This is a genomic window from Cedecea davisae (assembly GCF_044095835.1).
GTDB lineage: Bacteria > Pseudomonadota > Gammaproteobacteria > Enterobacterales > Enterobacteriaceae > Cedecea > Cedecea davisae.
The window spans coordinates 1,001,720-1,025,392 of the sequence record NZ_CP172054.1; the positions used below are offsets into that span (position 1 = coordinate 1,001,720).

Sequence of the window (23,673 nt, forward strand, 5' to 3'; positions counted from 1 at the left end):
GCAACCTTCTTTCACGCCGCGAGTTACTTCTTAAAACTGATTTAATCCACGGACTCACCGTTGCGCCACGCTTGCTGGAGCTGCGGCCAGTAATCCCGGTTTGCCTCAATCATTTCATCGAGAATGGCTTTGGCGTGCTGCATGGTGGGCACGGTGCGGTTGAGGGTAAAGGCCTGAAGCGCCTTTTCGTAGCTCCCCTCAATTGTCGCCTCCACCAGCAGCTGTTCGCTGGCGAGCTGCTGCATCAGAAGCGTCTGCTGGAATAGCGGTGCGGCTCCCATACGAACCGGCTCCGGCCCTTCGCTGGTGATATAGGCGGGGACTTCAACCATTGCGTCATAAGGCAGGTTGGCGATAGCCCCTTTGTTCTCCACGATAACCAAATGGCGCTGGCGCAGGTCGAAGGCCAGCGAGCAGGCGACATCGACAATAAATGCGCCGTGTACTCCGACGTGGAAAGCATCCGGCAATATTCCCGTGCGCTGGTACTCAGCGGCTGCGGCGAACAGTTTTTTCTCCCGGCCATCCATCACCTCGTTGGCGCGGGTATAGTCAGGATCCTGATGCCCGACAATGTCATTGGGCATCAGGTAATACTGCAAATAAGGGTTCGGCAGGTAATCCGGGAAGTGATCCATTATCGGTTTGATATTACGCCAGGTTTTAACCCATGACGGATCGGAATGCTGAGGATCGGTTTGCGCGGCATCTTCGGTCAGCAGGCCAAATTTCGCTATATGCCGACGAAGCTCCGGCAGACGATCTTCGCCGTCAACCAGTACGCGGGTAAACCAGCCGAAGTGGTTGAGGCCGAAGTAGTCAACCTCAAGCTTATGACGATCGACGCCCAAAATGGCGCCCATATTACGCATCGCCGCCACCGGCATATCGCAGATATTCAGCACTCTGGCATTCGGGCGCAGGCGGCGCACGCCTTCGGCGACGATAGCTGCCGGGTTGGAGTAGTTCACTATCCAGGCCTTGCGGTGAGCGTAGCGCTCAACGAGATCGCACAGCTCGACCATCGGCAGAATTGTACGCAGCCCGTAGGCCAGCCCGCCAGGGCCGCAGGTCTCCTGGCCAACAACGCCGTGGCGCAGGGGGATTTTTTCGTCCTGCTCACGCATTTTATACTGGCCGACGCGCATCTGGGCGAAGACAAAATGCGCTCCGCTGAAGGCCACTTCCGGGTCGGTGGTAACGGTGAATTTGATGCTTTGACTGTGGTCACGAATGACTTTCTCTACCACCGGAGCAATGATGGCCTGGCGCTCGCCGTCAATATCGTACAGACGAATTTCGGCCAGCGGGAAATCCTCCAGGCGCACCATCAGGCTCTTAACGATGCCGGGGGTATAGGTGCTGCCGCCACCGGCGATGGACAAAATAAACGGGGGTTTAAACATTTTTGGCTCCTTTAGAGAAAGGCTTCTACGGCTTCACGCATTTTTTTGACATGCAGCCCGTAGACCACCTGAACATTATTGCCTTGCTTGAGCACCCCTTTGGCTCCAGTGGCCTTCAGGCGTGGCTCATCTATCGTGGTTACGTCGAGAACCGTGACGCGCAGGCGGGTGTAGCAGTTATCGACCACCTCAATATTGGCGCGGCCGCCTAATCCTTCGATAATGGCTTCACCCAGCCCGCTGTTATTGCCCTGAGCCTGATATTCCTGCTTGCTGTAGAGGCGGGTTTCCTGGCTTTCATCCTCGCGGCCCGGCGTTTTCATATCGAACTTGCGGATCAGGAAACGGAACACCAGGAAGTAGATGACCGACATCGTGAGCCCGACCACGATGTACATCGGCCAGTTGGATTTGGTCGTGCCTAGAGGCAGGTTGTAAAGAATGAAGTCAATCAGGCCGTTAGCGCCGATAGCGTGAACGCCCAGCAGATAAAACAGCATCATCCCCAGACCGGTCAGCACGGCATGAACGCCGAACAGCATCGGGGCGACGAACAGGAAAGAGAACTCCAGCGGCTCGGTCACGCCAACTAATAATGAGGTGAGAGCTGCCGGGATCAGAATGGCTTTCGCGGCGGCCTTGCGCTCGGGTTTGGCCGTCATGTACATAGCGAGGGCGGCGGCGGGCAGGCCGAACATTTTGCTGATGCCGCGCGCATCCCAGACTACCGTGTCGCTTAGCTGGCGCACGGTTGGGCAGGCCATTTCGGCGAAATAAATATTGCGTGCACCCTGGTAGACGTTCCCGCAGACGTCGGCGGTGCCGCCCAGCTCGGTATAAAGGAACGGGGTGTAGACAAGATGATGCAGACCGGTCGGGACTAAAATACGCTCAAGAAAGCCGTAAATAGCCACGCCAAATGCTCCTGCCCCTTTTATCGCCAGCGCGAGGGCGCTGATACCCTGCTGAGCAAAAGGCCACAGCTCGCTCATTATTACGCCCAGCAGCATGGATACAGGCAGCATGATGATGGCTACGAAACAGTGCCCGGAATAGATAGCCATGGCCCCGGAAAATTGCACGCCTGAATAGCGATTGTATAAATAGCCGGAAAGCGCGCCGGTGAGGATCCCGGCGAACACGCCCATCTCCAGCACCTGAACGCCCAGCACCATGCTTTGACCGGCCGTACGCATCTGCTCTACGGGCACCAGCTTGCCCTGTAGCTGAAGCACCACGCTCATGGCGTTGATAAAGACGATAAACGTCACCAGGCCGATAAGCGCGGCGTAGCCCTTGTCGCGGCTGGCAAGCCCGATGGGAATACCGACGGCAAAAACCAGCGCCAGGTTAGCCAGTACCGAAACCGCCGACTTAGCAATCAGCTGGCCTGAGTGCTGAATGGCGGAGTGGCCGAGAAACGGCAGGTATTCAGCCAGGTTACCGTTGCCTAAGACGTTACCGAAGGCAATAAACAGCCCAACGATGGGCAGAATGAGCACCGGGCCGTAGAGTGATTTTCCGAAATTTTGTAGGGCATTGACGGCATTCTTCATTTGGCTGTCTCTTATTATTGATTTCACAGACATCGCATTACCGCTGCGGCAGGCTTAAAAGGTAACAGCAGTTCCCCGGCGTTTGCTAACTATGCGATTGTTTTAAAAACAAATAACCCGGAAGGTTACATGTAACCTTTTAGAGTGTGATCTGCGGCAAATCAGGAGCGTGGTGAAGATGATTTTTTCCCGGAGCCGGGCGAAATTTTCGAGGTGCCACGCAAGACTGGAGGTTGGACTTTCGCTTTTCTGGCTAATCCGCATAATACTTGCTCTACGTAATGTTTAGCGGGCCTTGTTGGCCAGGGATGAAACAATGAATTCACTACGTTTTGCTGGCCTTGCTGCGCTGGTGTGCGGCATGCTGGCACTCTGGGGTTGTGACGATAAAAGCAAGCAGCAGACGGCAGCACCAGACTCTGCTGCTGCGGTGGCGAAAAACGGCGCACCTGAAGCAAAGCCGGATGCCTCGCAGCTTGAGAAGCTGGCGCAGCAGTCCGCCGGTAAACCGCTTAAGCTGCTGGATGCCTCTGAAGTGCAGCTGGACGGTGCCAGCACGCTGGTTTTAACCTTTTCTATTCCCCTGGACCCCAATCAGGACTTCAATAAAGTCGCCCATCTGGTGGATAAAACCAGCGGTAAAGTGGACGGTGCCTGGGAGCTTTCCGGCTCGTTAAAAGAGCTGCGCCTGCGCCATCTTGAGCCGAAACGAAGCCTGATTGTCTCCGTAGACAGCGGCCTGGTCGCGCTAAACAAAGCGACGCTTGAGGCTAACTTTGAAAAGCAAATTACCACTCGTGATATACAGCCGAGCGTGGGCTTTGCCAGCCGTGGTTCGCTCCTGCCAACCAAAGTGATTGCCGGTCTGCCGGTGATGGCGCTTAACGTCGATAAGGTGGACGTTAACTTCTATCGCGTAAAAGAAAGCTCGTTAAGCTCGTTTGTTAGCCAGTGGCAGTACCGCAATTCAGTCTCTAACTGGGAGTCCGACAACCTGCTGAAGCTGGCGGACCTGGTGTATACCGGCCGGTTCGACCTTAATCCTGCCCGCAACACGCGTGAAAAGCTGCTGCTGCCGCTGGGGGATATCAAGCCGCTTCAGCAGCCAGGCGTTTATCTTGCCGTGATGAATCAGGCGGGCCACTACGCCTACAGCAATGCCGCAACGCTGTTCACGCTTAGCGATATTGGCCTCTCCGTTCACCGCTACCACGACAGGCTGGATGTTTTTACCCAGAGCCTTGAAAACGGCGCGGCTCAGGCCGGCGTAGAGATCGTGCTGCTAAATGAGAAAGGGCAGGCGGTTGGCCAGGGTAAGAGCGACGGTGACGGCCACGCAACGCTGGAGAAACTCAATAAAGGAACGCTGCTGCTCGCCCGTAACGGAGAGCAAACCTCTTTGCTCGACCTTAGCCGCCCTGCGCTGGATCTGGCCGAATTTGATATTGCCGGAGAGCAGGGTTACAGCAAGCAGTTCTTTATGTTCGGCCCGCGCGATCTCTATCGCCCGGGAGAGTCCGTTATCGTCAACGCCCTGCTCAGAGACAGCGATGGAAAACCGCTGCCGCCGCAGCCGGTGAAGCTGGAAGTCGTGAAACCGGACGGGCAGGTCGCGCGCACCGAAGTCTGGCAATCAGAGAACGGCCTGTACCAGTTTACTTATCCGTTAAGCGAGAATGCCGCTACGGGTAACTGGCAGGTCAGGGTCAACACCGGAGATAATCAGCCGCGCAGCTGGTCGTTTAAAGTTGAAGACTTTATGCCGGAACGCATGGCGCTGAATCTGACGGCGCAAAGCGTGCCGGTAGCGCCTGAAGATACCGTCAGTTTTGACGTGGCAGGCCGTTATCTTTACGGCGCACCGGCCGCCGGTAATAGCCTACAGGGGCAGCTGTTCCTGCGCCCGCTGCGTGAGGCAGTTTCCGGGCTTCCGGGCTTCCAGTTTGGTGATATCAACGAAGAAAACCTCTCGCGCAGCCTTGACGCGGTTGAGCTAACGCTGGATGAGCAGGGGCATACTACGGTCAGCACCGAAAGCCAGTGGGGCGACGTACATTCCCCGCTGCGCCTGGTGTTGCAGGCGAGCCTGCTGGAGTCCGGCGGGCGTCCGGTCACCCGGCGAGTTGAACAACCTATCTGGCCTGCGGAGGCGCTGCCGGGGATTCGCCCGCAGTTTGCCAGCAAAGATGTGTATGACTACCGCACCGATACCACGCGTACTCAGCCGATTGTTGACGAAGACAGCAGCGCCGGGTTCGATATTGTTTATGCCAATGCGAAAGGCGAGAAACTAGCGGTAAGCGGCCTGGATGTGCGCCTGATACGTGAGCGCCGTGACTACTACTGGAGCTGGGAAGATGGCGCCGGGTGGCAGTCTCAGTTTGACCAGAAAGACCTGGTAGAAGCCGAGCAGAAATTAACCCTGGCCGCCGGGGAAACCGGAAAAGTAGCTTTCCCTGTGGAATGGGGCTCTTACCGGCTGGAAGTTCGTGACCCGCAAAGCAATATCGTCAGCAGCGTGCGCTTCTGGGCGGGCTACAGCTGGCAGGATAACAGCGACGGTACCGGTGCCGTACGCCCGGACCGCGTGACACTCAAAATTGATAAGCCGTCTTATAAAGCAGGCGACACCATTAACCTGCATATCGCTGCCCCTGCGGCAGGCAAAGGTTACGCCCTGGTGGAGTCCAGCGATGGCCCGCTGTGGTGGAAGGAGATTGATGTCCCCGAAGGCGGCATGGACCTGGCTATTCCGGTCGATAAGAGCTGGCAGCGCCATGACCTCTACCTGAGCACCGTGGTTATCCGCCCCGGAGACAAAGCGCGCTCCGCCACGCCAAAACGCGCCGTAGGCATTCTGCACCTGCCGCTGGGGGATGAAAGCCGCCGCCTGGGCCTGGCTTTAGAAAGCCCGGCTAAAATGCGCCCGAACCAGAACCTGACGGTAAAAGTGAAGGCCAGCGTGAAAAACGGTGAACTGCCGAAGCAGATTAACGTTCTGCTGTCGGCGGTGGACAGCGGCGTACTCAGCATTACCGATTATAAAACCCCGGACCCGTGGGATGCCTTCTTTGGCCGTAAACGCTACGGGGCGGACATCTATGATGTTTATGGGCAAGTAATAGAAGGTGAGGGCAGGCTGGCCGCGCTGCGCTTTGGCGGGGACGGCGATGAAGGCGATGAGCTTAGCCGCGGCGGTAAAAAACCGGTCAATCACGTCACTATTATTGCCCAGCAGGCTCAGCCGGTTCAGCTGGATGAAAAAGGCGAGGGAACGGTGACGCTGCCGATTGGTGATTTCAACGGCGAGCTGAGAGTAATGGCGCAGGCCTGGACCGACGAGAGTTTTGGCAACAGCGAACAGAAGGTGACGGTAGCCGCCCCACTGGTTAGTGAGCTTGCCGCGCCGAGATTTATGGCCGGGGGAGACACCAGCCGCCTGGCGCTTGATCTCACCAACCTGACCGACCAGCCCCAACAGCTTAACGTTGTGCTTAGCGCTGGCGGGCTTTTGGCGCTTAACGGTGCTTCAACCATCGACGTGAAGCTGGCGCCCGGCGCTCGCGGTACGTTGTTTATCCCGGTTCGCGCGCTTGAAGGTTTTGGCGATGGAGAACTCAACGCGGTTATCAACGGGCTGGCCCTGCCGGGAGAGAGCGTTACCGCTCCTCATAAGCAGTGGAAGATTGGCGTTCGCCCGGCCTTCCCTGCGCAGACGGTAAACAGCGGCTCGGTGGTTAAACCCGGCGAAAGCTGGAATATACCGCTGTCTCATCGCTCAGGCTTGCTTCCGGCAACGCTGGAAGGGCAGTTGCTGTTAAGCGGCCGTCCGCCTTTGAACCTTGCGCGCTATATCCGTGAGCTGAAAGCCTACCCTTATGGTTGCCTGGAGCAGACGACCAGCGGGCTGTTCCCGTCGCTGTATACCAACGAGGCCGAACTGGCTGCGCTGGGTATTAAGGGAATTAGCGACCAGCAGCGCCGTTCGGCTATAGATATCGGCATTGCTCGCCTGCTGGAAATGCAGAGCGATAACGGCGGCTTTGGCCTGTGGGATAAATCCGGGCCGGAGGAATACTGGCTGACGGCTTACGTTACGGACTTCCTGGCTCGCGCCAGCGAACAGGGCTACAGCGTGAACGGCGATGCGCTGAATAACGCTAACCAGCGCCTGCTGCGCTATCTCCAGGACCCGGGGCTAATTGCCCTGCGCTACAGCGATGACGCAGCGGCAAGCCGGTTTGCGGTTCAGGCCTATGCCGGGCTGGTTCTTGCCCGCCAGCAAAAAGCACCTCTGGGGGCTTTACGCGAGCTTTGGCAGCGGCACCAACAGGCGCGTGCTGGCCTGCCGATAGTACAGCTTGGCGTAGCGCTGAAGTTGATGGGGGATGAAGCCCGTGGGCAGCAGGCTATTGCCCTGGGTCTGAAAACCCCGCGTAGCGAGAAGCAAATTTGGATGGCCGACTACGGTAGCGAACTGCGGGATAAAGCAATGATGCTGAGCCTGCTGGAAGAGAACAAGCTGCTGCCGGATAGCCAGAACCAGCTGCTGCTTGAGCTTTCTGACATGGCCTGGAGCCAGCGCTGGCTCTCCACTCAGGAAAGCAATGCGCTGTTCCTTGCCGGGCATGGGCTACAAAATGTAAAAGGCGACTGGCAGGCTCAAACTTCGCTGAGTGCTGAGGCCCTGGCCTCCAGCCAGGCGGTGACCCGCAACCTGACGGCAGAGCAGCTTTCCGGCCTGCAGGTTACCAACACCGGTACGGCCAGCCTTTATCTGCGTGTCGATAGCTCGGGTTACCCGCAGCAGGCTCCTGCCGCATACAGCAATGTGCTGCATATTGAACGTCACTTCCTTGACGCTAAGGGCGATAGCAGGCCGCTCTCCTCCCTGAAAAGCGGCGAACTGGTGATGGTCTGGCTGGATGTCTGGGCCGATAAAAACGTTCCGGATGCGCTGGTGGTCGATTTACTGCCTGCGGGTCTGGAGCTTGAGAACCAGAACCTTGCCAACAGCAGCGCCAGCCTGGGCGACAGCGCGAGCAGCGCGCAAACGTTGCTGAACCAGATGCAGCAGCAGGACATTCAGCATATTGAATTCCGTGACGATCGCTTTGTTGCCGCGCTTCCGCTCAATGAAGGCCAGCATGCCACGCTTATCTATCTGGCCCGTGCGGTAACGCCGGGTAGCTACAGCGTGCCGGTGCCGCAGGTTGAATCAATGTATGTACCGCAGTGGCGGGCAACCGGTAGCTCTACCGGTACCTTGACCGTTGTGCCGTAAGCAGAAAGTCGGTGCTTAACGGGTCAAGGCCGCGCTGGCGGCGGCGCTATCTGTGGTTGATGGTGCCGCTGCTGGCCGTTTGTTTAGTCTGGCTTGCGGACAGAATCTGGCCGCTGCCTCTGCATGAGGTCAATCCGGCGCGCGTTGTGGTTGCTGCGGATGGAACGCCGCTCTGGCGCTTTGCCGACAATGAAGGGATCTGGCGCTACCCGGTCACCGTGGAGCAGGTTTCTCCCCGTTACCTTGAAGCGTTGATCGGCTACGAAGATCGCTGGTTTTGGGATCATCCTGGTATTAACCCTTTCTCGATCCTGCGTGCGGCGTGGCAGGACTTGCGAAGCGGGGAGATCGTTTCCGGTGGCAGCACGCTGACCATGCAGGTTGCCCGTTTGCTCGATCCTCATCCCCGCACCTTCGGCGGTAAGGTTCGCCAGGTTTGGCGGGCTTTACAGCTTGAATGGCACCTTTCTAAAACTGAGATCCTGACGCTGTACCTAAATCGTGCCCCATTCGGCGGTACGCTACAGGGCATTGGCGCGGCAAGCTGGGCTTATCTTGGTAAATCCCCGGAGCAATTAAGCTATTCAGAAGCTGCGCTGCTGGCGGTGCTTCCGCAGGCTCCCAGCCGTTTGCGCCCGGACCGCTGGCCACAGAGAACACAGCAAGCGCGGGATAAAGTATTGCGCCGTATGGCGGAGCAGGGTATTTGGTCGCAGCGGCAGGTTAATGAGTCTTTACAGGAACCCATCTGGCTTGCGCCACGGCAGATGCCGCAGCTGGCTCCGCTACTGTCTCGCTATCTGGCATCACGTACCAGAGATACGCTTATCTCTACCACGCTGAATGCTTCTTTGCAGCGCCAGCTTGAAGACCTGGCTCTGGGGTGGAAGGCGCGGTTACCCGCCCGCTCTTCTCTTGCGATGCTGGTAGTTGACCACACCACGATGCAGGTTCGTGCCTGGGTTGGCTCCGCCGATATCAACGATGACACCCGGTTCGGGCATGTTGATATGGTTACCGCAGTTCGCTCGCCCGGCTCTGTGCTAAAGCCTTTTGTTTACGGCCTGGCGCTGGATGAGGGGTTGATACATCCAGCTTCACTGTTGCAGGACGTGCCGCGCCGCTTTGGCGACTATCGGCCCGGTAACTTCGACACTGGTTTTCATGGCCCGGTGAGCATGGGCGATGCGCTGGTGCGTTCTTTGAATTTACCGGCAGTGCAGGTACTTGAGGCCTATGGCCCGAAACGGTTTGCCGGGCAGCTGGCAAACGCCGGGTTGAATCTTCGGTTCCCACAGGGCAGCGAGCCTAACCTGTCGATTATTCTTGGCGGCGGCGGGGCAAGGCTTGACCAGATAGTTGCCGCCTACGGCGCTTTTGCCCGGCACGGCAAGGCTGCACACCTGCGTTTACTCCGCACGGATGAACTACGTGAACGGCCGCTGATGTCGCCGGGAGCGGCATGGATTATTCGCCGTATTCTGGCGGGTGAGGCACAGCCTCAGCCGGATTCATCATTGCCCCCCGTTGTCCCCCTGGCATGGAAAACGGGAACCAGCTACGGCTACCGCGATGCATGGGCCATCGGCATGAATTCCCGCTACCTGATAGGCATCTGGACCGGCAGGCCGGACAGTACGCCGGTGGCAGGGCAGTTTGGGCTTGGCAGCGCGGTGCCGCTGCTAAACCAGGTCAACAATCTATTGCAGGCCAATTCCCGGGTTCAGCAGCTTCATTTGCCGACTGACCCGCGGCCAGCCAGCGTTAGCTCCGGTGAAATCTGCTGGCCGGGCGGGCAGGCACTGCCGCAAGGTGATATCAACTGCCGTCGCAGAATAAATACCTGGTTGTTGGACGGCAGCCAGCCGCCAACCTTGCAGGCGGCGGGGCAGGAAGGTGTTCAGGGAACGCGGCAGCTTATCTGGCTGGACGATGCAGGGAAAAGAGTCGCGCCTGACTGCCCTGGCGCCCGGCAGCAGGTTGTCGCATTATGGCCGCTCCCTCTCGAGCCCTGGCTGCCGCAGGCTGAACGCAGGGCGGAGCGCCTCCCGCCGCCGTCTGCAACCTGCCCACCTTTGCAAAAAGAGAGCGCAACGCCGTTATTATTGCTGGGGGTACGCAACGGCACGATTCTGAAACGCCTGCCGGGGCAAACGCAGTTGCTCCTGAGGCTTACCAGCCAGGGTGGGCTGGGGCAGCGCTGGTGGTTTGTTAACGGCGAGAATGAAGATACCGGCGGCGCGGGGCTGGCGCTAACGCTTAATAAACCGGGTGAATACCAGGTGCTGGTGATGGATGAGTCCGGGCAGATAGCCAGCGCAAACTTCACGCTCCAGTAGGTGGAAAGTGAAATTTAGCGCCTCAAAAGCGCTGTGTTGCTAAAACTCATCTTATTTTAAAAAAATGTTATCTCCATCCATAGGCAACGGCACACTTGCTCTTTATAATCTGCGCCAATTTCATAACCGGGTTTCCCGGACACACAGAACATTTACAGAGGTAATCATGGCTATTGAACGTACTTTTTCCATCATCAAACCAAACGCGGTGGCAAAAAACGTTGTTGGTAACATTTATGCTCGTTTTGAATCTGCAGGGTTTAAAATTGTTGGCGCAAAAATGCTGCACCTGACCGTTGAGCAGGCTCGTGGTTTCTACGCCGAGCACGAAGGCAAACCTTTCTTCGACGGTCTGGTTGAGTTCATGACCTCCGGCCCGCTTGTTGTTTCCGTGCTGGAAAGCGAAAACGCGGTACAGCGTCACCGTGATCTGATGGGTGCAACTAACCCGGCTAACGCGCTGGCAGGGACTCTGCGTGCAGACTACGCTGACAGCTTCACCGAGAACGGCACCCACGGTTCTGACTCCGTAGAATCCGCCGCTCGCGAAATCGCCTATTTCTTCGGCGAAGGCGAAGTGTGCCCGCGCACGCGCTAAAATTTCCTAATCTGTAAGTAAACTTACACTTAATTTTTTGTAGTTTGCTTTCAGTCGTGGCATCCGAGCCATAGAATTTGTACAATGCCACGCCCCGGACGAGCCAGCTCACCGGGGCGTTTCTCTTTCTAACCCTCCAGGGGCCATAACGTGTAACAACGAGGCCGGAAAACATTATGTCTGATATGAACACGCCTGAAGCGTCACCTGTTGTCGTTTCCAATAAAGCCGAAAAAATTAACCTGCTGGATCTCAATCGTCAGCAGCTGCGCGAGTTTTTTGCCGAACTCGGCGAGAAGCCGTTCCGCGCCGACCAGGTCATGAAGTGGATGTATCACTATTGCAGTGATGACTTCGAGGAGATGACGGATATCAACAAGGTTCTGCGCAACAAGCTGAAAGAAATTGCTGAAATCCGCGCGCCGGAAGTTGCAGAAGAGCAGCGTTCCGCCGACGGCACCATTAAATGGGCCATCAAGATTGCCGACCAGCTGGTTGAAACCGTATACATCCCGGAAGAAGACCGCGCCACGCTGTGCGTCTCCTCTCAGGTTGGCTGCGCGCTGGAGTGTAAATTCTGTTCTACCGCGCAGCAGGGCTTTAACCGCAACCTGCGCGTATCGGAAATTATCGGCCAGGTCTGGCGCGCCGCGAAGATTATCGGCGCTCAGAAGAAAACCGGCGTGCGTCCTATCACCAACGTGGTGATGATGGGCATGGGCGAGCCGCTGCTGAACCTGAACAACGTGGTTCCGGCGATGGAAATCATGCTGGATGACTTCGGTTTTGGCCTGTCTAAACGTCGCGTAACCCTTTCCACCTCTGGCGTCGTGCCGGCGTTGGATAAGCTTGGCGATATGATTGACGTTGCGCTGGCAATTTCCCTGCACGCGCCGACCGACGACATCCGCGACGAAATCATGCCTATCAACAAGAAGTACAACATCGAAACCTTCCTGGCGGCGGTACGTCGTTACCTGGAGAAATCCAACGCTAACCAGGGCCGCGTAACGGTGGAATATGTCCTGCTCGATCATGTCAACGACGGCACCGAGCATGCGCATCAGCTGGCAGAATGCCTGAAAGATACGCCGTGCAAAATCAACCTGATCCCATGGAACCCGTTCCCGGGCGCGCCGTATGGCCGCAGCTCCAACAGCCGTATTGACCGTTTCTCTAAAGTGCTGATGAGCTATGGTTTTACTACCATCGTGCGTAAGACTCGCGGCGATGATATCGACGCGGCATGTGGTCAGTTGGCGGGCGAAGTTATCGACCGTACCAAGCGCACCATGCGTAAGCGTATGCAGGGCGAAGCTATTGCCGTGAAAGCGGTCTGATAGCCGACAGCCGGTTACCGTGCGGGGCGAGGGTTGCTCCGCACGGTATAAAAAACGGCCAAAAGTGCATGAACAGTCAATAACGTGTCCTAATACACTCTTCTGCACAATAATTACGGTGCGTTTCCGGCGGCTTTGAGGCAGTATGTAGCCGCACAACAACAGTTTAGTTGTTTCAATTTCGTAAAGTTAACAGACAGCCCGCCGAAGGGTGTCTATGGTTAACTAACCGGCTGGTCCGGTAGCCCGGAAAAATGCGCGCCGAGCGTGAAGCGTGCGGCAGAAACCGGGTATTTTTGCTGAGGGTTAGCCTTCCTTCAGGTATCAGATTTGTTTCGCGGTGCGAGTCAATCTGACGTAGCGGAGACGTTGCGGTACAGGACTCGTGCCAAATTCTTTAATTTGAACAGTACCAGCAGTTGTAGCTAATGAATACTGAAGCCACTAACGAATCAAATGCAGCACAAACCACGGGCGAGCGTTTACGCAACGCGCGTGAACAACTTGGTCTCAGCCAACAAGCCGTGGCTGAACGACTGTGCCTGAAGGTTTCCACCGTCAGGGACATCGAAGACGATAAGGCGCCAGCCGATTTGGCGTCGACCTTCCTGCGTGGCTATATCCGCTCTTATGCGCGACTGGTTCATATCCCGGAAGAAGAGTTGTTGCCGATGATGGCCAAACAGGCGCCTATCAAGGCCGCTAAAGTTGAGCCAATGCAAAGCTTCTCCCTGGGCAAGCGCCGTAAAAAGCGCGACGGCTGGCTGATGAGTTTTACCTGGCTGGTTCTGTTTGTTGTGGTTGGCCTGACGGGCGCATGGTGGTGGCAAAACCACAAAGCGCAGCAGGAAGAAATTTCGACCATGGCCGATCAGTCCACAACCGATCTCTCTACCAGCAGCGGCCAGTCCGTACCGCTGAACACCGGTAGCGATGCAACAGCGCCTGCTGATGCATCACCTGCGCCTTCCACGGCTCAGCCTTTGGCTTCTGACAGCGCGGCTCCGGCCGCGACAGCACAGCAAACTGCCCCGGCTGATAACGCCCAGCAGTCTGCCGTTGTCTCCCCAAGCCAGGCGCCGATTGATAACGCACAAACCGCTCCAGCGCCAACCGCTGGCCAGCTGCCAACTGACCCGGCCAGCACCACCGCGCCTGCGCAGAATGCTGAAGGTCTGGCGATGAACTTTAGCGCCGACTGCTGGCTGGAAGTAACGGACGCCGCCGGTAAAAAACTGTTTAGCGGCATCCAACGCAAAGGCGCTAGCCTGAATTTAGCCGGCAAGGCACCTTATAAGTTAAAAATTGGTGCACCGGCCGCAGTACAGGTTCAATACCAGGGTAAACCTGTGGACCTGAGTCGTTTTATCAGAACTAACCAGGTTGCGCGTCTGACCGTGGGTGCTGAATAATCAGCGCCAACCCGGACGGGTAATTGTGGAGATTTACCATGCATAATGCCGCACCAATCCAACGTCGCAAATCCAAACGGATCTACGTCGGTAATGTGCCAATCGGCGATGGTGCACCTATCGCCGTTCAGTCGATGACCAACACGCGCACCACTGATGTGGAAGCGACTGTTAATCAAATCAAAGCATTAGAACGCGTTGGTGCCGATATCGTACGCGTATCCGTGCCGACGATGGACGCTGCAGAAGCGTTCAAGCTGATTAAGCAGCAGGTTAACGTTCCGCTGGTTGCCGATATTCACTTCGATTACCGCATCGCCCTTAAAGTCGCCGAATACGGCGTGGACTGCCTGCGCATTAACCCGGGCAACATCGGTAACGAAGAGCGTATTCGCAGCGTTGTTGACTGCGCGCGTGACAAAAATATTCCTATCCGCATCGGCGTTAACGCCGGTTCTCTGGAAAAAGATCTGCAGGAAAAATACGGAGAGCCAACGCCGCAGGCGCTGCTCGAATCCGCTATGCGCCATGTAGATCATCTCGATCGTCTCAACTTTGATCAATTCAAAGTCAGCGTAAAAGCCTCTGATGTCTTCCTGGCAGTTGAGTCTTACCGCCTGTTAGCTAAGCAGATCGATCAGCCGCTGCACCTCGGGATAACCGAAGCAGGCGGGGCACGTGCCGGTGCGGTAAAATCTGCGATCGGCCTCGGGCTGTTGCTTTCTGAAGGGATCGGCGACACGCTGCGTATTTCGCTGGCGGCGGATCCGGTAGAAGAGATCAAGGTGGGCTTCGATATCCTGAAGTCGCTGCGTATTCGCTCCCGCGGGATCAACTTCATCGCCTGCCCAACCTGTTCGCGTCAGGAGTTTGACGTTATCGGGACGGTTAACGCGCTCGAACAGCGTCTGGAAGACATTATTACCCCGATGGACGTTTCTATCATCGGCTGCGTGGTTAACGGTCCTGGCGAAGCACTGGTCTCAACCCTTGGGGTCACCGGCGGTAATAAGAAAAGCGGTTTCTACGAAGATGGCGTGCGCCAGAGAGATCGTATGGACAACGATGACATGATTGCGCAGCTCGAAGCGCGCATTCGTGCCAAGGCCAGCATGCTGGATGAAAAGCAGCGTATCGATATCCAACAGCTGGAAAAATAATGCGAAGCATGGGAAGCACAAGGCTTCCCGTGTATGATTGAACCCGCACGGCCGTTTACCTGAGTGAATGGCCTGATTTCGGGTTCATTTTTTGTATATAAAGCAGAGAAAAAACGTGGCAAAAAACATTCAAGCCATTCGCGGCATGAACGATTACCTGCCGGGCGAAACCGCCATCTGGCAGCGTATTGAAGGCATTCTTAAGCAGGTGCTCGCGAGCTACGGTTACAGCGAAATCCGTTTGCCGATTGTAGAGCAGACCCCGTTATTCAAACGCGCTATCGGCGAAGTGACCGACGTGGTTGAAAAAGAAATGTATACCTTCGAGGACCGCAACGGCGACAGCCTGACCCTGCGTCCTGAAGGCACCGCGGGCTGCGTGCGTGCCGGTATCGAACATGGTCTTCTGTACAATCAGGAACAACGTTTGTGGTACATCGGGCCGATGTTCCGCCACGAGCGTCCTCAGAAAGGGCGTTACCGCCAGTTTAACCAGCTGGGTGTGGAAGTCTTTGGCCTGAACGGCCCGGACATCGACGCCGAGCTAATCATGCTGACCGCCCGCTGGTGGCGTGCGCTGGGTATCGACCAGCACGTCAGCCTTGAGCTGAACTCCATCGGTTCTCTTGAAGCTCGCGCAAACTACCGCGATGCGCTGGTTGCTTTCCTTGAGCAGCACAAAGAGAAGCTGGATGAAGATTGCCAGCGCCGCATGTACAGCAACCCGCTGCGCGTGCTGGACTCTAAAAATCAGGATGTTCAGACTCTGCTGAACGATGCGCCTCAGCTTGGCGATTACCTCGACGAAGCGTCCCGCGAACACTTTGCTGGCCTGTGCCAGTACCTGGACGCCGCCGGTATCAGCTACACCGTGAACCAGCGTCTGGTGCGCGGCCTGGACTACTACAACCGCACCGTATTCGAATGGGTTACCAACAGCCTTGGCTCGCAGGGAACCGTTTGTGCCGGCGGCCGCTACGATGGCCTGGTAGAGCAACTTGGCGGGCGCGCTGCACCGGCCGTTGGCTTTGCTATGGGTCTTGAGCGTCTTGTTTTACTGGTTCAGGCGATTAATCCGGAATTTAAAGCAGAATCCGTTGTCGATATGTACCTGATCTCTTCCGGTCAGGGAACTCAGGGCGCGGCGATGCTGCTGGCAGAAAAACTGCGTGACCAGGTTCCGGCGCTGAAGTTAATGACTAACTATGGCGGCGGTAACTTTAAGAAGCAGTTCGCTCGTGCCGACAAGTGGGGCGCTCGCGTTGCGCTGGTACTGGGTGAAGACGAAGTCGCTAAAGGCGAAGTCGTGGTTAAGGATTTACGCACAGGTGAGCAACAAAACGTGGCGCAAGCCGATGCTGCCGCCCACCTGCAGGCGTTACTGGGTTAATCACCCGGTGATTATTGGTTAAGGAGAAGGACTGCGTGGAAGTTTACGAGAACGAAAACGATCAGATGGAAGCGGTAAAGCGCTTCTTTGCAGAAAACGGCAAAGCGCTGGTAGTCGGGGTTGTGCTGGGTATCGGCGCTCTGGTGGGCTGGCGTTACTGGAACGGCCATCAGGACGACTCCATGCGTGAAGCTTCTCTGGCTTACCAGAACGTCACCAGCGCGGTCAAAGCCGACCAGCCGCAGACTCTGGAAGCGGTAGAGAAATTCGCAGCCGACAATAAAAACACCTACGGCGCACTGGCTGCGCTGGAGCTGGCGCAGCAGTTCGTTGATAAAAACGATTTAGACAAAGCGGCTACCCAGCTACAAACCGGCCTTAGCAGCACCAAAGACGAAAACATGCAGGCGCTGATTAACCTGCGCCTGGCCCGCGTTCAGATCCAGCAAAAGCAGGCTGACGTGGCGCTGAAAACGCTTGATGGCGTTAAAGGCGAAGGCTGGGCGGCCATTGTTGCTGACCTGCGCGGCGAAGCGCTGCTCAGTAAAGGGGATAAGCAAGGCGCCCGTGATGCGTGGAGCAAAGGTTCCCAGACCAATGCTTCTCCGGCGCTGCGTGAAATGATGCAGATGAAAATCAATAATTTGTCCAGCTAAGAGGGACCCGATGCAATTGCGTAAACTATTTGTACCAGGGCTGCTCTCTTTGACGCTGCTCAGCGGCTGTTCCCTGTTCAGTGGCGAAGAAGATGTCGTTAAAATGTCCCCGCTGCCGACCGTGGAAAACCAGTTCACCCCGGAAAAAGCGTGGAACACCTCCGTAGGTAACGGAATCGGTGATTTCTACTCCAACCTTCATCCGGCATGGCAGGACAGCACCATTTTCGCCGCTGACCGCCACGGCGTGGTTAAAGCTGTGAGTGCGGACGACGGAAGAGAAGTGTGGAAGGTCGATCTCTCTGAGAAAACCGGCTTCTTCTCCAGCAATATTCCGGCGCTGCTCTCAGGCGGCCTGACCGTTGACGGAGCGCACCTCTACGTGGGTAGCGAGAAGGCGAAAGTCTTCGCTCTGAATACTTCTGACGGTAGCATTGCCTGGCAGGCAAAAGTGGCCGGTGAAGCGCTGTCTCGTCCGGTCATCAGCGACGGTCTGGTGCTTATTCATACCAGCAACGGTATGCTGCAGGCGCTGAACGAAGCCGATGGTGCGGTGAAATGGACCGTTAACCTCGACATGCCTTCTCTGTCACTGCGCGGCGAATCTGCTCCGGCTACCGCATTTGGCGCAGCGATTGTTGGCGGCGATAACGGCCGCGTAAGCGCGGTACTGATGCAGCAGGGCCAAATTATCTGGCAGCAGCGCATCTCCCAGGCGACCGGTGCGACTGAAATCGACCGTCTGAGCGACGTGGACACCACGCCGGTTATCGTGAATGGCGTGGTTTACGCCCTGGCTTATAACGGCAACCTGACGGCGCTGGATCTGCGCTCCGGCCAGATCATGTGGAAACGTGAAATGGGCTCGGTTAATGATTTCATCGTTGATGCAAACCGCATCTACCTGGTGGATCAGAACGACCGCGTTGTTGCCCTCAACGCCGATGGCGGCGTAACCCTGTGGACGCAGAGCGATCTGCTGCACCGCAACCTGACCGCTCCGGTGCTGTATAACGGCTACCTGGTGGTTGGTGATAGCGAAGGCTATATGCACTGGATCAATGCCGATGATGGGCGCTTTGTCGCTCAGCAAAAAGTGGACAGCTCCGGCTTCCAGACCACCCCGGTGGTTGCCAGTGACAAACTGCTTATCCAGGCAAAAGACGGCACGCTGTACGCCATCAAACGCTAGATTTGCCTGATAGCTAAAATGTTTGAAACGGTTCCCGAAGTACGGGAGCCGTTTTGGTTTTTTAAAAACAGCGTAAATTTCCGCTGTTTTACTAATAAATTTTGAGTAGTGAGGCTTTTATAATGGTACCTGTGGTCGCGCTGGTTGGGCGCCCTAACGTCGGTAAATCCACCTTGTTTAACCGCTTAACGCGTACCCGTGATGCGCTTGTTGCGGATTTCCCGGGGCTGACACGCGACCGCAAATATGGTCGTGCGGAAGTGGAAGGGCGTGAATTTATCTGCATCGATACCGGCGGTATCGACGGCACGGAAGACGGCGTTGAAACGCGCATGGCGGAGCAGTCTCTGCTGGCAATCGAAGAAGCAGACGTCGTGCTGTTTATGGTGGACGCTCGAGCGGGCCTGATGCCTGCGGATGAAGCCATTGCTCAGCACCTGCGCTCCCGTCAGAAGCCGACTTTCCTGGTGGCGAACAAGACCGACGGTCTTGATCCGGACCAGGCGGTGATCGACTTCTATTCCCTCGGCCTTGGCGAAATCCACCCGATTGCTGCCTCCCATGGCCGCGGCGTAACCAGCCTGCTGGAACACGTTTTGGTGCCGTGGATGGACGATGTCGACCCGCGTGAAAAACCGGAAGAAATTGACGAAGACGAAGCCTACTGGGCGGCGTTCAATGCCAAAAATGGCATCATTTCTGAAGACGAAGAGCTTGCCGAAGAAGAGGAAGAAGAAGCCTTCAACCCTCAGGATCTGCCGATTAAGCTCGCTATCGTTGGCCGCCCTAACGTGGGTAAGTCAACGCTAACTAACCGTATCCTCGGCGAAGAACGCGTGGTGGTTTACGACATGCCGGGCACCACCCGCGACAGTATCTACATTCCGATGGAGCGCGATGAGCGTGAATTCGTTCTGATTGATACCGCAGGCGTTCGTAAGCGTGGGAAAATCACCGACACGGTAGAAAAATTCTCGGTAATCAAAACCCTGCAGGCGATTGAAGACGCTAACGTTGTGCTGCTGGTGATTGATGCCCGCGAAGGCATTTCCGATCAGGACCTCTCGCTGCTGGGCTTTATCCTGAATAGTGGGCGCTCACTGGTTATCGTGGTTAACAAGTGGGACGGCCTGAGCAACGAAGTCCGCGAGCAGGTGAAAGAGACGCTGGACTACCGTCTGGGCTTTATCGACTTCGCCCGCGTACACTTCATCTCCGCCCTGCACGGCAGCGGCGTTGGCAACCTGTTTGAGTCCGTTCGCGAAGCTTACGACAGCTCCACGCGTCGCGTAAGCACCGCGCTGCTGACCCGCATCATGAACATGGCGGCGGAAGACCATCAGCCACCGCTGGTTCGCGGCCGTCGCGTTAAGCTCAAATACGCTCATGCCGGGGGTTATAACCCGCCAATCGTGGTTATCCACGGCAACCAGGTGAAAGACCTGCCGGACTCCTACAAGCGTTATCTGATGAACTACTTCCGTAAATCGCTGGACGTGATGGGCACGCCTATCCGCATTCAGTTCAAGGAAGGGGATAACCCGTTTGCCGGTAAGCGTAACACCCTGACGCCAAACCAGATGCGTAAGCGTAAGCGTCTGATTAAGCATATCAAAAAGGGTAAATAATCCCTGATTGATAGCCAATGTGCTCCTCGCCAGAAGGGGAGCACACTGGTTTAAGCGTTAAACGGCCAGCGCCGTTGTTGTTTTGCCCGCAAGCCCTTCCAGTAAAGTTTCTGAACTCGCCACAGCCCCAAAAATCCCCCCTTGCATATGAATCATGCTTAACGCCGCCTCGTGGTGCTTCAGCTCCGTTGCTGCACAGCAGTCGGTCAGTACCAGGCACTCAAACCCTCGGTCATTAGCTTCGCGCAGCGTGGTATGCACGCAGACGTCGGTTGTAATGCCGGTCAGGATCAGATTACGGATTTCCCGGCTGCGCAAAATCAGCTCCAGATCGGTAGCATAAAAAGAACCTTTCCCCGGTTTGTCGATAATCACTTCTCCCGGAAGCGGTGCCAGCTCGGGAATGATTTCCCAGCCCGGCTCTCCGCGAACCAGAATGCGGCCGCAGGGACCCTGAGCGCCTATTTCGGCGTTCATCCGTTTTGAGCGCCAGCGCTTATTTTCCGGCAGGTCGCTTAAGTCAGGGCGATGCCCCTCGCGGGTATGAATAATCGGGAAGCCCAGCTCACGCATGCGGGCCAGCACACGTTGCAGGGGTTTTATCGGCGCGCGAGTCAGCGCGATGTCGTAGCCCATGCTGTCGACGTAGCCCCCTTTACCGCAGAAATCAGTTTGCATATCTATGACCATAAGTGCGGTATCGCTGGTGCTGTAGCTGCCGTCAAACGGCCAGGCGTAGGGCGTTGAGTGAATAGCGTAATCAGGCATTTTTTTCCTCCAGCACGGTGACCGACGTTTCGCGTTTTAGCTTCATTATCAGGGTGTAGCTGACGGCGGCGGTGACCAGGCCAATAACCGCTTCGCCAAACTGCGGGAACAGCAGGTGAGCTACCACGGCACAGAGGCTACCGATAGCCCATGCCGCAAAGGCGCCACCGCGCATGCGGCTTGTTTTACGGTTTTGGCTAATTTTGGCCATAAAGATCAAATCAACGATCATTACTGCGCCAAACGGAGGAACTACAACCCCCAGCAGGCTCAGCCATTCCAGGAAATATGACCAGACGCCCGCAAGTGCTAACGCCCCGCCGATTGCGCCCAGAATCAGCGTCCACAGGCGCATTTTGCTGTGGAACAGATGGCTGTAGCCTACCGCGCCGTTGTACAGGCAGTGGGTACAGACAGAACCGAGGTTGATAAAGACAAACAGGCAGGCGATGGCCGACAGAATTTCACCGTGGCCCATCAGCATTGGCAGGAAGTTGCCGCCGTTGCTTGCCGGATCAACGGCCGCCCCCACGGCAACGATAGCGACGCCGAAAAGATAAGAGATGACATTGGCTACGGGGAAAGCAGAGAAGGCCGCAATGACCGCTGATTTGCCGTTTTTTGACCAGCGGGTGAAGTCTGCCGTCATCGTGCCCGAGTCGGCAAAACCGGCGATAACCATTGTTACCGCCGTGCCCATGCTCATGGTGCCGACGGCGGCAGGGCTGCCGCGCCACTGGGTCATGGTGCTGAAATCGTGGGTCTGGCTAATCAGCCATAAGGCGACAAGCCCAAGCACCACGAACAGCGGAGCGGCAATCATGCCGAGCACGGACAGGGCACGCACCCCAAGGAAAGTTATGGCGGTGTAAAGCACGATGGCGAATGCGGTCACCGCCATGGCGTTCCAGCCGAAGGTCTGGTTAATCACGGTTCCGGTCAGGCCGGTCTGGAATGCGTACCAGCCAATCACCACGGTGGACAGAAATCCCGAAACCAAAATGTAGCCTTTGGTGCCGAAGGTTCGTTTTGCCTGTAAGGCGAAGTTCATGCCGGTATGCCCGGCGAACCAGCTTAGCGAGCCAACGTAGGCAAACAGCACCAGGTTGCCCAGCAGAATCGCAATGATGGCGGGCCAGAACCCGAGGGACCAGCTGATAATGCCGCCAAACAGCGCGTTAGTGAGGATCATCGGGAAGCCAAACCATACCGCCGAGACGGAGCCGGTGGAGTGGCGATGGCTGAGCGGTACCGGCTCGTGTTCAAATTCCTGCTCCAGAGCAGGGGTGGACTTGTTATTCATGGGCAACTCCAGGCAAGGCGGGATAGAGATGATTCCATGGTTGAATGCGCTCGAAAGCGGCGCTTGCCGCGAGCACCAGGCCGTCGTCCAGGTGACGACCTACAATTTGCAGCCCAATCGGCAATCCGCTGGCGGTGAAACCTGCGGGAACGGAAGCGGCGGGCTGGCCGGTAAAATTGAAGGGGAAACAGAACGACAGCCAGTGGTCGCTCCTCACCATGCGGCCATCGATCATTTCCGGGCCTTGCATATTCAGCGGGAAAGGCGGCACGGCCAGCGTTGGCGTCAACAGCAGGTCGTAGCGCTGCATAAAGCGCCAAAGCTGGTTGCAGACTTTTTTGCGCGTGGTGTTGGCGTCGGTAAAAGTTTCTGCACGCCATTTGTGTTGCAGCATGGCGCTGAGGTGCGGCGACATTTTTGGCCCCAATTCGGCCTGTATTTTGCGCATGCCTGAAAGGTCGCTTTCAAAGGCGACCAGCGCAGCGAAGGAGGCCACCTCATCGGCGATACCGGGGTCTACTTCGTCCAGCTCTGCCCCTGATTCCCGCGCGAAACGGCGGGCTGCCTCGGTGGTAACCTGACGTACTTCGGGATCGACGGCGATGTAGCCGAAATCGGCGCTAAACGCGATACGCAGACCGCTCAGAGGTTTTTCTAACGCCGCCAGCCAGTCAACATCCGCGCTGGGGATAGAATGCCTGTCACGCATGTCCGGGCCAGCGATAACGGACATCATCAATGCGGCGTCCCTTACCGTGCGCGTCATCGGCCCCACGTGCTCGAGCGACTCCCAGCTGGAAACTCCCGGATAGCGCTCGTCGCGGCAGCCGGGCCACAGCGGTACCCGGCCCATAGACGCCTTCAGGCCATATACGCCGCAGTGTGCGGCAGGAATGCGAACCGAACCTCCGCCGTCGCTGCCTAAAGCTATCGGGCAGAGCCGGGCGGCGAGCGCTGCGCCTGAACCCGCGCTGGAGCCGCCGGGCGTTTTACTTAGATCCCAGGGATTTCGGGGCGAGGGAAATAGCGGATTATGCCCAACGCCGCTGTAGCCAAACTCGGGCGCGGTGGTTTTACCCAGCAGGATGGCATCGGCGGCGAGCAGGCGCTCAACGCAGATATCGTCGTCTTCCGGGATAAAATCCTTATAGGCAGCGGAACCCGAGGTTGTTCGTACCCCGGCAGTAGAGATCAGGTCTTTAACTGCTAAAGGCACACCCGCCAGCGGGCCCAATACTTGCCCATCAGAACGTTTAGCATCGACGGCATCAGCCTGCGCCAGGGCGAGCTCCGGCGTGGCGGTGCAAAATGCCTGAATATAAGGCTCCCGCTGCTCCAGCCGGTTAATTGCCGCCTGGGTTAATTCCCGCGCGGAAACCTCGCCGCAGCGAACTAAGGCTGCAAGAGTGGTCGCATCTTTATCCAACAATTCATCAAACATCGGGGGGCTCCCAGTTTAGCTGCACAAGGGAGCCATTCAATTACCATGCCAAAGGGTTCAAAAAACTGAAGGCTAAGGCGCACCGCCGTCTGGGATACCAGGCTGGATACAAGCGCGCGTAAACGGAAGGTGAGGTTGGGCAAAAATGGTGCATTAATGCGCTAAATTTGCCTGTCCTTTGCACAGTGCCGGAGTGAGTC

Annotated in this window: 15 protein-coding genes; 10 read left to right on the plus strand and 5 right to left on the minus strand. The window is 56.8% G+C overall.

Annotated elements, in window-relative coordinates:
• Window positions 1-41 precede the first annotated feature (41 nt).
• Together ACG1VR_RS05320 and ACG1VR_RS05325 are read right to left on the minus strand one after the other, a co-directional pair.
• Window positions 42-1,406 carry a 6-phospho-alpha-glucosidase gene (locus ACG1VR_RS05320; protein WP_279048067.1) on the minus strand — a complete coding sequence of 455 codons (1,365 nt, stop codon included), beginning with the start codon at window positions 1,404-1,406 and terminating at the stop codon, window positions 42-44.
• Between the two features lie 11 nt (window positions 1,407-1,417).
• Window positions 1,418-2,962: a PTS transporter subunit EIIC gene (locus tag ACG1VR_RS05325; RefSeq protein ID WP_395490388.1), complete on the minus strand. Its 1,545-nt coding sequence runs from the start codon at window positions 2,960-2,962 to the stop codon at window positions 1,418-1,420.
• A 316-nt stretch (window positions 2,963-3,278) separates the two neighbouring features.
• On the opposite strand from ACG1VR_RS05325, the gene ACG1VR_RS05330 reads away from it, so the two are divergent.
• The 10 genes from ACG1VR_RS05330 (at window position 3,279) to der (ending at window position 19,961) form a co-directional block, all read left to right on the plus strand.
• Window positions 3,279-8,246 carry an alpha-2-macroglobulin family protein gene (locus ACG1VR_RS05330; RefSeq protein WP_395490389.1) on the plus strand — a complete coding sequence of 1,656 codons (4,968 nt, stop codon included), beginning with the start codon at window positions 3,279-3,281 and terminating at the stop codon, window positions 8,244-8,246.
• A 59-nt stretch (window positions 8,247-8,305) separates the two neighbouring features.
• Window positions 8,306-10,585, plus strand: coding sequence for a peptidoglycan glycosyltransferase PbpC (gene pbpC / locus ACG1VR_RS05335; RefSeq protein WP_395491062.1), 2,280 nt, complete (start codon window positions 8,306-8,308; stop codon window positions 10,583-10,585).
• Between the two features lie 166 nt (window positions 10,586-10,751).
• Window positions 10,752-11,183: a nucleoside-diphosphate kinase gene (gene ndk, locus ACG1VR_RS05340; RefSeq protein WP_395490390.1), complete on the plus strand. Its 432-nt coding sequence runs from the start codon at window positions 10,752-10,754 to the stop codon at window positions 11,181-11,183.
• Between the two features lie 176 nt (window positions 11,184-11,359).
• A complete protein-coding gene (locus ACG1VR_RS05345) occupies window positions 11,360-12,523 on the plus strand; it encodes a bifunctional tRNA (adenosine(37)-C2)-methyltransferase TrmG/ribosomal RNA large subunit methyltransferase RlmN (protein WP_395490391.1) in 1,164 nt (387 codons plus the stop codon).
• 428 nt (window positions 12,524-12,951) lie between these two features.
• Complete coding sequence (gene rodZ, locus ACG1VR_RS05350) at window positions 12,952-13,935, plus strand: cytoskeleton protein RodZ (RefSeq protein WP_016537740.1); 984 nt, start codon at window positions 12,952-12,954, stop codon at window positions 13,933-13,935.
• Window positions 13,936-13,973: 38 nt separating this feature from the next.
• On the plus strand, window positions 13,974-15,095 hold the full coding sequence (gene ispG / locus ACG1VR_RS05355) for a flavodoxin-dependent (E)-4-hydroxy-3-methylbut-2-enyl-diphosphate synthase (protein WP_016537739.1): 1,122 nt from the start codon (window positions 13,974-13,976) through the stop codon (window positions 15,093-15,095).
• 115 nt (window positions 15,096-15,210) lie between these two features.
• On the plus strand, window positions 15,211-16,485 hold the full coding sequence (gene hisS, locus ACG1VR_RS05360; protein WP_279048044.1) for a histidine--tRNA ligase: 1,275 nt from the start codon (window positions 15,211-15,213) through the stop codon (window positions 16,483-16,485).
• Window positions 16,486-16,520: 35 nt separating this feature from the next.
• Complete coding sequence (locus tag ACG1VR_RS05365) at window positions 16,521-17,141, plus strand: YfgM family protein (protein WP_172569199.1); 621 nt, start codon at window positions 16,521-16,523, stop codon at window positions 17,139-17,141.
• Between the two features lie 10 nt (window positions 17,142-17,151).
• Window positions 17,152-18,333: an outer membrane protein assembly factor BamB gene (gene bamB / locus ACG1VR_RS05370; protein ID WP_016537736.1), complete on the plus strand. Its 1,182-nt coding sequence runs from the start codon at window positions 17,152-17,154 to the stop codon at window positions 18,331-18,333.
• A 122-nt stretch (window positions 18,334-18,455) separates the two neighbouring features.
• Entirely contained in the window at window positions 18,456-19,961 is a 1,506-nt protein-coding gene (gene der / locus ACG1VR_RS05375; protein ID WP_016537735.1) for a ribosome biogenesis GTPase Der, read from the plus strand.
• 57 nt (window positions 19,962-20,018) lie between these two features.
• Here the strand turns inward: der and ACG1VR_RS05380 are convergent, their stop codons facing one another.
• From ACG1VR_RS05380 to ACG1VR_RS05390, 3 genes are read right to left on the minus strand one after another with little or no spacing between them, the layout of a single operon-like run.
• Complete coding sequence (locus ACG1VR_RS05380) at window positions 20,019-20,729, minus strand: cysteine hydrolase family protein (protein WP_395490392.1); 711 nt, start codon at window positions 20,727-20,729, stop codon at window positions 20,019-20,021.
• Window positions 20,722-22,032, minus strand: a complete 1,311-nt coding sequence (locus tag ACG1VR_RS05385; RefSeq protein ID WP_395490393.1) for a purine-cytosine permease family protein — start codon at window positions 22,030-22,032, stop codon at window positions 20,722-20,724. The genes ACG1VR_RS05380 and ACG1VR_RS05385 overlap by 8 nt, the downstream gene beginning before the upstream one ends.
• On the minus strand, window positions 22,025-23,473 hold the full coding sequence (locus ACG1VR_RS05390; protein ID WP_395490394.1) for an amidase: 1,449 nt from the start codon (window positions 23,471-23,473) through the stop codon (window positions 22,025-22,027). The genes ACG1VR_RS05385 and ACG1VR_RS05390 overlap by 8 nt, the downstream gene beginning before the upstream one ends.
• Between the last annotated feature and the right edge of the window lie 200 nt (window positions 23,474-23,673).